Origin of the sequence: Streptomyces sp. NRRL F-2664, assembly GCF_000719345.1 — a bacterium.
Lineage (GTDB): Bacteria > Actinomycetota > Actinomycetes > Streptomycetales > Streptomycetaceae > Streptomyces.
The window spans coordinates 1-12,573 of record NZ_JOFX01000068.1 but is presented as its reverse complement, the minus strand read 5'-3'; the positions used below and the strand labels follow the sequence as shown (position 1 = coordinate 12,573).

Here is a 12,573-nt window from a genome sequence, read left to right as displayed (position 1 = left end):
AACATCGACCGCTCGGCATCAGAGAGCACCACCGGCGGGATCTTCGGTCCAGGACGACTCACACCAGACCAACGACGAATCTCCGACTCAGGACACTAGGAGCTCTCTTACGGATCATGAGCGGAGATCCGAGTGCAGACCTGCTCGCGTTGGCAGAACTGCCGCCTGCAACGATGCGTCTGTGAGCCATGACCTTGCTGTATGGGACGGTGACCGTCCAGTCGATGACCGCCAAGCGGGCTCGATGTATGACGGGTTCTACGAGCGCTACCTGGAGTCGGACGATGTCGTTGTGCCTCCGGCGCCGCGCATCGTGGCGTACGTGGATGCCCTCGTCGCGCGGTACCCGGATGACGTCGACCACAACGTCGTGTGGGCGTCGACACCGGTCATCGATGAGGCATCGGGCCCGATCGTGTACTTGGTCATGTCTTACGCCAAGGCCGAGGAAGTGTCCGAGTACGCCGCTGAACTGGCCCGCGAGCACGGCCTCGTCTGCTTCGATCCGCAGGGTGAATGTCTCCGCCCCTGAGCCGGCTGCTCATCAGCGGGCGGACCAGAGGAAGATGCCCGCAAGGAGGAGACCGGCGCGGTAGACCGTGGCGGTTTTCTCGTAGCGGGTAGCCAGGCCGCGCCACTGCTTGAGGCGATTGATGCAGCGCTCGACGGTGTTGCGCTGCTTGTAGGCTTCGCGGTCGAATCCGGGCGGGCGCCCGCCGCTGCGACCCTTGCGCATGCGGTTGGCGATCTGGTCGGCAGGCTGCGGGATCACAGTCCGTACTCCGCGCCTTCGCAGAAGGTCCCGCATGGCTCGTGACGAATACGCCTTGTCGGCCAGCACCATGAAGGGCCTGGTCCTGGGCCTGCCGATACGACGTGGGATCCGGATGGCAGCCATCACGCGATCGAACGCCGGCGCGTCTCCGGCCTGGCCGGGCGTGAGCACGAAGGCCCACCACGCGACCGTCCGATCGCGTGGTCGGCGGGCTCATCAGCCGGGGCCCCTTTTTACGGGCCCCGGCGCCGTTCTGGTGCACGCGCACAATCGTGGAGTCGACCGCGACGACCCAGTCCAGCTCGCCGTCCGCATCGGCCTGGGCGAGCAGGGCAGTGAAGACGCGATCTCAGGTGCCATCGATCGCCCAGTTCCTCAACCGTGTGTATACGCCTTTCCACGAGCCGTACTCCGCGGGGAGGTGCACCCATTGCGAGCCGGTCTGGAACTTCCAGGCGATCGCGTCGATCACCTGTCGGTGATCGCGCCACCGCCCGCCCCGCCTCGGTGTCCGGTCCGGCAACAACGGCTCTATCCGCGCCCACTGCGCGTCAGTCAACGGCACGGCCAGACCAACGATCCGATGATCGGTAAGAAACGCCCCAGGTGCCATCCACGGGGGTGTCGGAACGTGGGTCTCGCGGATCGACGAGGACGACCACTCGGTCGTGGCTCGCCAGGTCCTCAGGGAGGGTTGTGCCGAGCGTGCGAGAGGCGTCGCCGTCCGGTGTGTACACCAGCACCGGCCGTTGCCCGTGAAGCGGCGGCGCGCCCACATGCCCGTCGGTGAGGACCGCGCCCGAGTCCACCGTTCCTCCTGCGCGTGTTCGCGGCGGGCCCGGCCGGCCGGTCCCATCCTGCGCAGGACAAGCTCAAGGCGGTGTACGGAGGCCCGTGAGCGGTCCCGCACGGGACCTCGCACGGCCGCGGGACCCAGGCCGTCCCGCGGTCCCGCAGGGACCCCCCGCAAGGGCGCGGCACGAAGTCCGTACCGCGTCCCTGCGGCTACCGGCAGCTTGCGGCGGGCACGTACACGACGTGGGGTGCTCCGGTGTCGGGGTGGACCCCGACACGGGCCCGCACCCCGTACACCTCGGCCAGCAGTTCTTCGGTGAGTACCTCCCGGGGCGGCCCGGAAGCGGCGACGCGGCCGCCCGTCAGGACGTAGAGGCGGTCGCAGAAGGCCGCGGCCAGGTTGAGGTCGTGCAGGACGAGCAGGCTGGTGGCGGGCAGTGACCGGACCAGGCCGAGGACCTCCAACTGGTAGCGGATGTCGAGGTGGTTGGTCGGCTCGTCGAGGGCGAGCAGCCCCGGGTCCTGGACGAGGGCGCGGGCCACCAGGACGCGCTGGCGTTCGCCCCCGGACAGCTCGTCGAACCGTCGGGCCGCGAAGGCGGCGGCCCCCACGGTGTCCAGGGCGCGGTCCACGCGCCGTACGTCGTCCGGACCGTCCTGCTCCCAGAACCGCTTGTGCGGGCTGCGCCCCATGGCGACGACCTCGCGGACGGTCAGCCCGAAGGTGCCGCTCGCGTCCTGCGGCACCACGGCCACGCGCCGGGCCCGTTCCTTGACGGTGAGTGCGCCCGCGTCCGCGCCGTCCAGCAGCACCCGGCCGGCGGTGGGGCGCAGGGTGCCGTAGACACAGCGCAGCAGGGTGGTCTTGCCGCTGCCGTTGGGGCCGACGACCCCCACCGTCTCGCCCGGCCGGGCGGCGAGGTCGATGCCGTGCAGCAGTGTGTGTCCGCCGGTCTCGTACGCCACGCCCTGCACGGCGAGTTCCGCGGGCCGCACCGGCCCGGTCGCGTCCGTCATCCCGTCACCCCTTCGATCCGGCCGGAACGGCGCAGCATCCACAGGAAGCACGGCCCGCCGACGAGGGCGGTGACCACGCCCACCGGTATCTCCTCGGGAGCTGCGGCCGTACGGGCGACGAGGTCGGCCAGGACCAGGAACACCGCGCCGCCGAGCGCGGCGACCGGCAGCAGCGCGCGGTGCCCGGCACCCACGGCCATCCGGGCGGCCTGCGGGACCATCAGCCCGACGAAGCCGATCGCCCCGCTGCAGGCGACGAGCACGCCGATGACGAGCGAGGTCACGACGAACGCGGCGGCGCGGAAGCGTCCGGTGTCCAGGCCCAGGGTGTGCGCGCCCTCCTCCCCGGCGAGGAGGAGGTCGAGCGGTCGGGCGAGGGTGAGGAGCAGGGCGCCGCCGACGGTCAGCGCGAGGGCGGGCACGGCCAGTTCGTCCCAGCGGGCGCCGCCGAGGCCGCCGAGCGTCCAGAACAGCACGGAGCGGACCTGGTCGGGGTGTGCGGCGAGGACGAGCACGAGGCTGGTGAGGGCGGAGAGGACGTACTGGACGGCCACGCCGGCCAGGATGAGCCGGCCGGTGGTCATGGTGCCGCCGCGGCGGGCCATCGCGTAGACGGCGACGAGCGCGATCAGGGAACCCAGGAACGCGGCGAGCGGCACTCCCAGGCCGAAGCCGGCCGCGGCGGTACCGAAGACGATCACGAGGACGGCTCCGGCGGAGGCGCCGGAGGACGCCCCGAGCAGGAAGGGGTCGGCGAGCTGGTTGCGGACGAGGGCCTGCAGGACGGTGCCCGCCACGGCGAGCCCGGCGCCGACGACGGCGCCGAGCAGGACCCGGGGCATGCGCACGTCCCACACGATGGAGGCGAAGGCCCCGACGGGCCGGTCCCCCGTCAGGCCCCCGAGGACGATGTCGAGTACGCGGTCGGGGGCGATCCGTACCGGGCCCAGCGCCAGGCCCGCCGTCGCCGAGACGGCGAGGGCGGCGGCGAGCCCGGCGAGGACCGCTCCGGTGCGGAGCCTCACGCCGCGTTCGGGTGGAGCTGGCCGCCCAGGGCCTCCACGGCGTCCGCCACACGGACGCCGAGGACGACCGAGGAGAGCGGCAGGACGACGAACCGCCGGTTCTTGATCGCGGGGATCTCGGCGAGGGCCGGGTCGTTCAGCAGGCGCTGCTTCTTCGCCTCGACGCCGGTGCCGCCGTAGTCGTAGATGAGGACGACCTCGGGCTTGCGCTCGATGACCTTCTCCCAGGCGACGTCGCCGAAGGTGTCCTTCAGGTCGGCGAAGACGTTCGTGCCGCCGGCGAGGGAGATGATCTCGTTGCCTATGCCGTTGCCGCCCGAGGTGGAGGCGGAGGCCTCGCCGGAGTCGTAGGCGAAGACGGTCGGCCGCGGCCGGTCCTTGACGCGGTGGGCCACGGCGTCGATGCGGCGCTGCTCGTCCTCGATGAGCTTCGTGCCGCGTTCGGGCACGCCGAAGGTCCGGGCGACCTCGGTGATCTCGGTCTTCAGCTGGTCGAGGCCGACGCCTCCCTCGGTGCAGTACTCGATGTTGAGACGGGAGTCGATGCCGGACGCGGCGAGGCCTTCGCGGTCGCGGCCCTGCGCCTTGTCGAAGGCGCTGGAGTAGCCGCCGTAGACGAAGTCCGGTTCGGCGCCGAGCAGGACCTCCTTGGAGGGGTATTCCCCGGCCAGTACCTTGATCTTGTCGTAGGCGGGCCGGTAGGCGGGCAGCACGGCGTCGTCGAGGTAGGCGGTGCCGACGATCCGGTCACCCAGTCCGAGGGCGAGCATGAGCTCGGTGGCGTGCTGGTTCATGGTGACGGCGCGCTGCGGCGGATGCTGGTAGGTGCTGCTCACACCGCAGTTCGTGACGGAGTACGGGAAGCCGGGGGCGGCGGTGCCTGCGGCGGCCCCGTCGCGGCCGGTACCGGGCGAACCGGCGCAGCCGGTCAGGGAGATCAGGAGCGCGACGGGGGTGAACGCGCGCAGGGTGGCGCGGGAACGTGACACGGCAGGGCCTCTCCGGGGGATCCGCGTCCCCTGGTCGATACGTGGAGGAGAAGAGGCGGTGCGTCAGTGTCTGACTCCCGGTCAACCGCACGCGGTGGACCGGTCACAGTGGCGGGACCGCACCGGAATCGCACCGGTTTCCTGTCCTGCACCGCCTGGTTACGCCCCCAGTGTGCCAGAACGCCCTCGTGGGGTGGGGTGGGGTGGACCGCTTGCGGCGCACACGCCGTCGGGCCGGGCCCCGGCGGGGCCCGGCCCGAGGGACGGTGGTGCGCATGCATGGCAGGGGCGGCAGGACTCGAACCTGCGGCCTACGGTTTTGGAGACCGTTGCTCTGGCCAACTGAGCTACACCCCTTCGGCAGGACCCACCTTGGCACGGCCGGGCCGGGGGCTCCAGCGCATTACCGCTCGCGCCGGGTCAGCGGCACAGCTCTGTAATGGTGTCGCCGAAGTCGGGGAACTCCCGTGCCGCCCGTTCCAGCACGGCGGCGGCCGGGCGGCGCGCCTGCGGTGCGAACCGCTCGGCCACGGCCGTCAGGGCGCCGTCCGGACGAGAGGGCCCCTCGCTCCCGTACAGGGCCGCCTCGCACGGGCCGCAGCCGTCGGCCAGCAGCCACAGGAAGTCGCCCAGATCCTGCGCGACGACGGCCGTCTCCCCTTCGGATCCGAGGAACACGACGGGCTGTTCCGCCGTCGGCCGGTCCGGTCGGACCAGCCAGAAGGCCGCGTAACCGCCCGTGCCGTCCTGGCCGAAGACGCGGAAGGCGTCACCGTCCAGCTCGTTGTTCCCGGTCCACGCCCGGAACCAGTCGGTGGTGTCCTCGGCGGGGAGGAAGGCGTCGAGGGGCTCGAAGTCGATCCCGTCGCCGTCCGCGTGGTCGAAGGGCACGGCCAGCGCGGCAGCCAGCGCGGCGGGAAACTGTCGGTCGTCGGGGAACTGTCGGTCGTCGGTGAGCATCACTCGCACACACTACCGAGACGGCACGGCCGCATCCGGGGCCGGTCCGGCGGGAGCCGCCGTCGGTGGCGCGGGCAGATGCTGTCGGCGGTGGGCGGGACCGCCGCCCGTGGTACCCGCTGCGTCGCGCGCGAGTCGGCCACTCCTGTGCCTCGGCCCGGCAGACTTCCGACGCCCCCCTTGACCCGGCTGGTCCAGACCAATAGTTTCCGGCTTGCACCGCCGCACGCGCTCACGCCCCCTCCTCGCCTCCGCAAAGGAAGCCCATGCGCCGCAGCATGCTCGGCAGACTGGCCGTAGCCGCCTGTTCCCTCTCCCTCCTGACCGCGTTCGCCCCCGCCGCCGGCGACGACGCGGGCGGATCCGGCCGCTCGTACAAGAAGGTCGGCTACTTCACGCAGTGGGGCGTCTACGGGCGGGACTTCCAGGTCCAGGACCTGGAGGCGAACGGTTCCGCCGGCAGGCTCACCCACATCAACTACGCCTTCGGCAACGTCAGCGCGGACGGCAAGTGCTTCACCGGGAACGTGCCCGGCGAGGCCGATGCCTGGGCCGACTACGCCCGCCCGCTCGACGCCGCGAACTCCGTCGACGGGGTCGCCGACACCTGGGACCAGCCGCTCGCCGGCAACTTCAACCAGCTGCGCGAGCTGAAGGCCAAGCACCCGGGCCTCAAGGTGCTGATCTCGCTGGGCGGCTGGAGCTGGTCCACCCACTTCTCCGACGCCGCGCTCACGCCGGCCTCCCGCAAGGCCCTCGTGGAGTCCTGCATCGACCTCTACATCAAGGGGAACCTGCCGCAGGACGGCACCCGCGGGGGCGCCGGAGCCGCCGCCGGCGTGTTCGACGGGATCGACCTCGACTGGGAGTGGCCCGGTTCCGCCGGCGACACCGACACGACGTTCCGGCCCGAGGACAAGCGCAACTTCACCGAGCTGGTCAGGGAGTTCCGCACCCAGCTCGACGCCTACGCGCGCAGCCAGGACCGGGGCAGGAAGTACGAGCTGACCGCCTTCGTCCCGACCGCCCCCGCCAAGATCGACGCCGGCTTCGACGTCCGGCGGATCATGCGCGACCTGGACTTCGTGACCCTGCAGGGATACGACTTCCACGTCTCCGGCGAACCCAGGACCGCGCAGCAGTCCGCGCTGTACGCCCGCGGCGACTTCAGCGTGCACGGCACTGTGGAGGCCTGGAAGCGGCGTGGCGCGCCCGCGCACAAGCTGGTGATGGGCATGCCCTTCTACGGGCAGGGCTGGACCGGCGTCAGCGGCGGCGGGGACGGCATGGGCCAACCCGCCACGGGACCCGCGCCGGCCACGTGGGCCGCGGGGTACGAGGACTACAAGGCGCTGAAGAAGCTCGCCGACTCCGGCTCCTACGAGGTCCACCGCGACCGGCGCGGCGGTCACGCCTGGCTCTTCGACGGCACCACCCTGTGGACGTACGACGACCCGCAGGTGCTGCGGGCCAAGACCGGCTACATCCGCGAACACGGCCTCGGCGGGGCGATGTTCTGGTCGCTGGACGCGGACACCGCCGACGGCGAGCTGATGACGGCCGTCGACCGGGGCCTGCGCGGCCGCTGACCGGCGCCGCCGGGCCGTGGGGTTCCGTCCGGCCCGGCGGCGTCCCTCCACGTACGCTGCCTCGCATGACGCACACGCATGCGACGGTACTGGCCGTCAACCGCCTCACCGCCCGCTGGGCCGCACGAGCGGCGGCCGGCGGCGCGGGGACGGTGTTCACCGCGGCCGGGGTCTGGCCGCTGCTGGCCCTGCTCGCGGACGGCTCCGCCGGACCTGCCCGCGACGAACTGGCCGAGGCGCTGGGCATACCCGCCGAGGAGGCGGCCGGGGCCGCACGTGGGCTGCTGGCCGGGCTGGACGGCGTACGGGGCCTGCGTACGGCGACCGGCCTGTGGACCGCCGCAGACCTGCCGTTGCGCGACGGCTGGACGGCGAAGCTCCCGCCCGGCACCAGGGGGGCGCTGACCGGTGACCCGGAGGGCGACACGAAGGCCCTGGACGGGTGGGCGGCGGACCGGACGGGCGGCCTGATCGAACGCATGCCGGTCTCCGTGCGGCACGACACCCGCCTCGTGCTCGCGTCCGCGCTCGCGCTGACCCTGAAGTGGGCAGATCCGTTCCGGGAGTTGCCGGGCCGACCCGCCGAGGGTCCGTGGGCGGGCCGCGGCATCCGGCAGCTGCTGCGCAGCACGTCCTCGCTGGATCCGGTCCGGGTCGCCGAGGGCCCGGCGGGGCCGGTCACCGTCCTGGAGGTCACCGGCGCCGACGGCACGGACGTGGACGTGCACCTGCTCCTCGGCGGCCCGGCCGCGCCGGCCGCCGAGGTGGTGGCGACCGGTGTCGCGGCCGTCTCCGGAACCGTCCCCTGCGTGGGCGGAGCCGCCCTCCGGGACGGAAGCCCCGGACCGGGACTGGTCATCGAGACGGTGGACGCGTTCGGCCCGGAGCCCCGACTGACCGTGGCCACCGTCGTCTTCCAGCTGTCGGCGGAGCACGATCTGCTGGCGGACGCGGCGCTGTTCGGGCTGCTCACCGCGACGGACAGCGGCTACGGGCACTTCCCCGGCATCAGTACCGAGCCCCTCGCGATCAGCTCCGCACGGCAGTCGGCGATGGCCCGCTTCCACGCCGAGGGGTTCGAGGCGGCGGCCGTCACCGCCATCGCCGCAAGGCCCGGAGGGGCCCCAGTACGGCAGGCGGTCCACCGGGCCCGGCGGGCCGATCTGCGCTTCGACCGGCCGTTCGGGTTCCTGGCCGTCCACCGGGCGTCCCGACTGGTCGTCGCCGCGGGCTGGGTCACCGATCCGGCACCGGCGGCGGAGCCCCGGCCGGGCGCGGGCCCGCTCGCCCCGCCGCCCTTCCCCGGTGCTGGGCCCCTGACCCCGCCGTCCTTCCCCGGTGCGCCGCCGCCAGCTCCGCCGTCTCGCTGAAGGCCGGGACCCACCCCGTGCCGCCGCGGCCGGACACCGAGAGGGATGCGGCGGCGGTGCCGAATGCCACCGCGTCCGCGAGGGAGTCGCCGAGGACGAGCCGGGCGGTGACGGTGCCCGTGAGGCAGTCGCCCGCGCCCGTCGCGTCGATGGGCGCGGGGTTCACGGGCATCGGGTGGTAGTGCGCGCCGCGGCCGTCGTCGAGCAGGAGCCGGCCGGCGCCGGCGGTGACCGCGACGGCACGGGCGCCGAGCGCGCGCAGGCGCGCGGCCGCCTCGCGCGGATCGGTGGTGTCGACGAGGGCCTGCGCGTCGGCCGGGCAGGAGGTCTTCACCAGGCCGCTCAGCGGGGCGACCTTCTTCGCGCTCCTCGCGCCGGCAACGACCGCCTGAGCCGTCCCGCACGTACGGCGGGGCCCGGAGAGCTACCTTCAATAGCTCCGGGCCCCGCCCGGGACCGTACCTGGAGGCCGCGGCCGCCCGCGCACGCGCGGTAGACCCCGCCGGGAACGCTCGCGCTCCACGTCCGCTTCCGCGGGACAGCGGGCGCCGCAGCAACCTCTGCTTGATGCCGAAGTGGGGAGCGGTCCAGGGGAACAGATCGAAGAGCAGCAGAACCGACCAAGCCAGGTAGATAACAGCAGCCACGAGGGCTGCTGGTGTGGCCGGGACCTTCATCAATCTCAGCCCGCCGTCCATGGATGCGAGGCAGAACGCGATGGCTACGACCGGGTCGGCCCATCGCGTCGGCACCCTGCGCCGGCCCCCTTCATGGCTGGGTCGGCACCGCAGAATCCCGCGCGGAGGTGCTGCTCGCTCTCTGCGTGACGCCGCCTGCGTGGCGCCGGGCATTGGCGAGCAGCTCGCTCACCACGGTCAGTACGTCCTCCCGCCGCTCCGAAGAAGCGCAGGTTCCAGCTGGTCGAGGAACAGCCGCGCCGTGTCCCGCGCCTGCGCGCACGAGACTTCACCGGTCACAGGAGCCGGCAGCAGGCGAGATCGATCGTCCGTGTCCTGCGCCCCCACTCCCCCGTCGTCATACCCGGCCTGCCGGTGCGCTCCGCACCATGTGACGCCATACGGCGGTACGCCGTTCGCGTCCGCCCCCCCCCGGAGACTCTCCCGGCGGCACCTTATTGGAGAGCGCCGGCCGACGGCAGCCCTGCGGAACGTCCAGTTCAGCGGGCTGCTGAGGGTGAGCGGGGCACCGGCGGCGGGGAGGCGAGGTCTCGGCTGGTGGTGAGTGGATGCCGACGGCGCTGTCGGGGGTGTCCAGGGTGCTGCGGTCGCCGCCGCGTGCTTGAGTTCGGGTGCGGCTGAGCCGAAGCTCAGGAGTTTTCACCAGCGGGACCGGCTGAGCTGGTGAGGGGGGACGACCGAGGCAGCCTGGTTGTCACACGCGAGGCATCCGGCTTGTCACAGGCGCTCATTCGGCAGTCCTTCTGTCACCAGAAAGATCTGTCGGGCTGTGCAGCGGAACCGCGAACTGCAAGTTCGGCTCGGGACCTAGGCTGGCGCTACCTTCCACCTTGTCTAGGAGTAGCGTGCCGCCTGCCTTCGTTCACCGGATCACGAAGTACGACCCCGCCGACCGTGACGAGCACGGCAGGTACCGGGGAGCGGAGGAGGCCGTCAGTGACCACGGGCCGGTCGAGGCCGCGTACCTGGAGGCAATCTCCGCGTTCGCGGAAGCTGCGGGCATCGACCGGCTGGAGATCCGTGAGCCCTCCGTCACCGGGGTCGTCCACTTCGGTGCCCAGTCGGCGGTCGAGGGACACGGTCTTAGCGGTCTCTTCCCGGCTGACCTCACCGGTTACCACGACGGGGCCGAGGTCTCCTTGGCGGTGGCCCTGGAGCTGATCCGCGTCATGCTCCGTGAGCAGGGCGCCTGGTGTCGGCTGGAGGCAGGAGACGTTTTTACCGTGCACGTCGGATGGGACCAGTACGTGTACGTGGGCAGCGACCGACCCTGCACGGACGCCGTGACCCGTACGCGGGAACTCGGCCTCTTCGCGGAACAGCTGTCGGCCTCCCCTTACGCCGCGGAACCTGAGGTGACAGAAGCCGCCGACGAGGGCTTCTGGGCGACGGTACGCACCGAGCTGTTGGCGCGACAGGGCCTGCTCCTGGAGGAAACCCACACGGTCAACGCCACGCGCTGGCACCGTCTCACGACAGAAAACCTCAACACGGTGCGCGCCGGTCTCGGCCCGCGCGCCCTGCTGACCGTCTGGCCCGACCTGCAACCCGATGTCGGCGCGGTCCTGGCCGCACTGCCGTCCGAATGGCACATCGACTTCGTCTGGGAGACGAAGGACGGAACGATCAGAGGTGTGACCGTCGATGAGACCCAGTACCAGGAGCTCGCTGTCCTGGTAGCCGACGCCCGAGCGGCCTGCGCCCTGTCCCTCGATACCGACGAACGCAGTCCACTGCTTCAAGCCGTGCTACCCGACAGCGACGGCGTGCCGCGCGCACGATGGTGACCCCGTTCACGAACGCCAGCCCGACGAAACCCCTCCCCGGCGCCAGAGCTGCCGGTCACCCTCGACATGCCGGGCAGGTCGCCGACTTCCTCCGCGCCGCCGAGCTGAACGACGTCGAGCGGGCCGCGCTCGACCAAGGGGTGACCGTACGGCGCGGCCAGGGCTACACCCTGCGCGTCAGCGCCGTCCCCGCCGTGCACCACCGACTCCTCGCCCGCTGCCAGCCGCTCGACGGCGGCCCGGGCTCTCTGGCGGTTCCGGCACAGCGCAAAGCCCGCCGCGAGTACGAGAACCGCGGCAGCACCGTCGCACCGACCGGACCATGATCGTTATCGCCGGGATTTCCTGTACTCCAAGTGCTCACACCCGATGCTGTTCGGCGCCCGCGTCACCGTCACCGGCCTGAGCTGAACAGCCACCCGCTACCGCCCACAGCCAGGGCGCCTGGGGCCTGGCCGAGGCGGCCGAAGCCCGGTGGGCAGCGATGGGTGGGCTCAGAGCCCGGGTGCCGGGTTGAAGTGCTGCTTCTCGGGCTCGACGTGCCTCCAGTTTTCCCACTCCGAGGGTGCATCGGCCTTGGAGGTAATCACCGGCCACTTGTCGGCGGTGTCGGCGTTGAGCTCGGTGCAGTCCGCCCACTTAGAGTCCCTAACACAATGAGGTAGTCACCAGCAGGCGACGCACTGGGTGAGGTCTTCCGACAGGAAGATCGTGAAACGTCTCTGCGATCCAGTGACGGTCGCCATGTAGACCCGAGCTGTTCCAGCGGCCTGTAGTCCGGTGATGGCTTCCGCAAGTCCGGGCCGAGGTATGACGCCCGTGTCGAGCATGACTTCATGCCGCCAGGACCAGATGTCCCAGAGCTGTTGTGCAGAAGCCGTTTGGTTCAAGAAGACCTCGAAGTCTGCGCCTGCCTTCAACTCGGCCAGAGCTGCGCGCGCAGAGATGCAGCCGTCCTGGGACAGTGCGGATTGCAGGGCGTCTCGGTTCATGCGATCAGTCTGCCGGGCCGACCAAGGCCAGCACCTGGCGGTGGGTGATCAGGCAGCACGCGAGCTTGAGGAAGGCTTCGTGGATGTCGGCTCGGCGTTCCCAGCGGACGCGGAGTCGTTTGAAACCGTGGAGCCAGGCGAAGGTGCGCTCGACCACCCATCGGTAGGTGCCCAAGCCGCTGCCATGGGCTGTGCCGCGCCGGGCAATGACGGGGAGGATCCGACGGGCCCGGACCTGGTCGCGGTAGATGTCGTGGTCGTAGCCGCGGTCGGCGAAGACTGACTGAGGCTTGCGGCGAGGCCGCCCGGGCCTTCCTCGGACGGGCGGGACGGCATCAAGCAGGGGCAGGAGCTGGGTGACATCGTTGCGGTTGCCGCCGGCGAGGATGACCGCGAGCGGGGTGCCGTATCCGTCGGTGATCAGGTGGTGCTTGGAGCCGGCCCTTCCCCGGTCGACTGGCAACGGGCCTTTCTGGAGCCCCGTTACCGTCTTCGTGGCCTCGCAATGGGGCTCCCGGCCTTCGGCCCCGGTATGACTCGAGCCCCCAGTCGAGATGATCGAAAAGGTGGTGTCGC

11 protein-coding genes, 1 tRNA gene, 3 pseudogenes and 1 riboswitch are annotated in these 12,573 nt (G+C 71.6%); of the genes and pseudogenes, 5 read left to right on the top strand and 10 right to left on the bottom strand.

Annotation, left to right across the window (positions count from 1 at the left end; translation table 11 throughout):
• Positions 1-181: 181 nt before the first annotated feature.
• Positions 182-532, top strand: a complete 351-nt coding sequence (locus IF89_RS0132615; RefSeq protein ID WP_030775798.1) for a hypothetical protein — start codon at positions 182-184, stop codon at positions 530-532.
• 12 nt (positions 533-544) lie between these two features.
• On the opposite strand, the pseudogene IF89_RS42810 reads toward IF89_RS0132615, so the two are convergent.
• From IF89_RS42810 to IF89_RS0132580, 6 genes and pseudogenes are all read right to left on the bottom strand, one after another.
• Positions 545-1,388: pseudogene (locus IF89_RS42810) on the bottom strand (IS5 family transposase).
• 392 nt (positions 1,389-1,780) lie between these two features.
• The gene (locus IF89_RS0132600) at positions 1,781-2,587 is read right to left on the bottom strand and encodes an ABC transporter ATP-binding protein (protein ID WP_030775788.1); all 807 of its coding nucleotides are present in this window, start codon (positions 2,585-2,587) and stop codon (positions 1,781-1,783) included.
• Positions 2,584-3,612 carry a FecCD family ABC transporter permease gene (locus IF89_RS0132595; RefSeq protein ID WP_030775783.1) on the bottom strand — a complete coding sequence of 343 codons (1,029 nt, stop codon included), beginning with the start codon at positions 3,610-3,612 and terminating at the stop codon, positions 2,584-2,586. The genes IF89_RS0132600 and IF89_RS0132595 overlap by 4 nt, the downstream gene beginning before the upstream one ends.
• Complete coding sequence (locus tag IF89_RS0132590; protein WP_051807978.1) at positions 3,609-4,601, bottom strand: ABC transporter substrate-binding protein; 993 nt, start codon at positions 4,599-4,601, stop codon at positions 3,609-3,611. Before IF89_RS0132590 ends, IF89_RS0132595 begins: the two co-directional genes overlap by 4 nt.
• A gap of 43 nt (positions 4,602-4,644) precedes the next feature.
• Positions 4,645-4,783, bottom strand: a riboswitch (cobalamin riboswitch).
• A gap of 98 nt (positions 4,784-4,881) precedes the next feature.
• Positions 4,882-4,958, bottom strand: a tRNA-Trp gene (locus IF89_RS0132585).
• A gap of 63 nt (positions 4,959-5,021) precedes the next feature.
• On the bottom strand, positions 5,022-5,561 hold the full coding sequence (locus IF89_RS0132580; RefSeq protein ID WP_030775777.1) for a hypothetical protein: 540 nt from the start codon (positions 5,559-5,561) through the stop codon (positions 5,022-5,024).
• Between the two features lie 266 nt (positions 5,562-5,827).
• On the opposite strand from IF89_RS0132580, the gene IF89_RS0132575 reads away from it, so the two are divergent.
• Positions 5,828-7,150 carry a glycoside hydrolase family 18 protein gene (locus IF89_RS0132575; protein ID WP_030775773.1) on the top strand — a complete coding sequence of 441 codons (1,323 nt, stop codon included), beginning with the start codon at positions 5,828-5,830 and terminating at the stop codon, positions 7,148-7,150.
• A 65-nt stretch (positions 7,151-7,215) separates the two neighbouring features.
• Positions 7,216-8,520 carry a serpin family protein gene (locus IF89_RS0132570; RefSeq protein WP_063831377.1) on the top strand — a complete coding sequence of 435 codons (1,305 nt, stop codon included), beginning with the start codon at positions 7,216-7,218 and terminating at the stop codon, positions 8,518-8,520.
• 28 nt (positions 8,521-8,548) lie between these two features.
• Here the strand turns inward: IF89_RS0132570 and IF89_RS48085 are convergent.
• A pseudogene (locus IF89_RS48085) lies at positions 8,549-8,854 on the bottom strand (PfkB family carbohydrate kinase); the annotation flags it as partial.
• 1,209 nt (positions 8,855-10,063) lie between these two features.
• Between IF89_RS48085 and IF89_RS0132560 the strand changes: the two are divergent.
• Together IF89_RS0132560 and IF89_RS38640 are read left to right on the top strand one after the other, a co-directional pair.
• Positions 10,064-11,005, top strand: coding sequence for a hypothetical protein (locus IF89_RS0132560; RefSeq protein WP_030775764.1), 942 nt, complete (start codon positions 10,064-10,066; stop codon positions 11,003-11,005).
• Positions 10,999-11,331, top strand: coding sequence for a hypothetical protein (locus IF89_RS38640; RefSeq protein WP_234327960.1), 333 nt, complete (start codon positions 10,999-11,001; stop codon positions 11,329-11,331). Before IF89_RS0132560 ends, IF89_RS38640 begins: the two co-directional genes overlap by 7 nt.
• A 168-nt stretch (positions 11,332-11,499) precedes the next feature.
• On the opposite strand, the pseudogene IF89_RS49740 reads toward IF89_RS38640, so the two are convergent.
• The 3 genes and pseudogenes from IF89_RS49740 to IF89_RS0132545 all read right to left on the bottom strand — a co-directional run.
• A pseudogene (locus IF89_RS49740) lies at positions 11,500-11,619 on the bottom strand (DUF3470 domain-containing protein); the annotation flags it as partial.
• A gap of 51 nt (positions 11,620-11,670) precedes the next feature.
• Positions 11,671-11,997 carry a hypothetical protein gene (locus tag IF89_RS0132550; protein ID WP_030775761.1) on the bottom strand — a complete coding sequence of 109 codons (327 nt, stop codon included), beginning with the start codon at positions 11,995-11,997 and terminating at the stop codon, positions 11,671-11,673.
• A 4-nt stretch (positions 11,998-12,001) separates the two neighbouring features.
• A partial coding sequence (locus IF89_RS0132545) for an IS5 family transposase (protein WP_234327959.1) occupies positions 12,002-12,573 on the bottom strand: 572 nt, incomplete at its 5' end.

What these genes read in the sequence shown, in the direction of transcription:
- IF89_RS0132575 (WP_030775773.1), top strand. Translation starts at nt 5,828, where the DNA reads ATGCGCCGCAGCATGCTCGGCAGACTGGCCGTAGCCGCCTGTTCCCTC.
- IF89_RS0132570 (WP_063831377.1), top strand. Translation starts at nt 7,216, where the DNA reads ATGACGCACACGCATGCGACGGTACTGGCCGTCAACCGCCTCACCGCC.
- IF89_RS38640 (WP_234327960.1), top strand. Translation starts at nt 10,999, where the DNA reads ATGGTGACCCCGTTCACGAACGCCAGCCCGACGAAACCCCTCCCCGGC.
- IF89_RS0132550 (WP_030775761.1), bottom strand. Translation starts at nt 11,997, where the DNA reads ATGAACCGAGACGCCCTGCAATCCGCACTGTCCCAGGACGGCTGCATC.
- IF89_RS0132580 (WP_030775777.1), bottom strand. Translation starts at nt 5,561, where the DNA reads ATGCTCACCGACGACCGACAGTTCCCCGACGACCGACAGTTTCCCGCC.
- IF89_RS0132600 (WP_030775788.1), bottom strand. Translation starts at nt 2,587, where the DNA reads ATGACGGACGCGACCGGGCCGGTGCGGCCCGCGGAACTCGCCGTGCAG.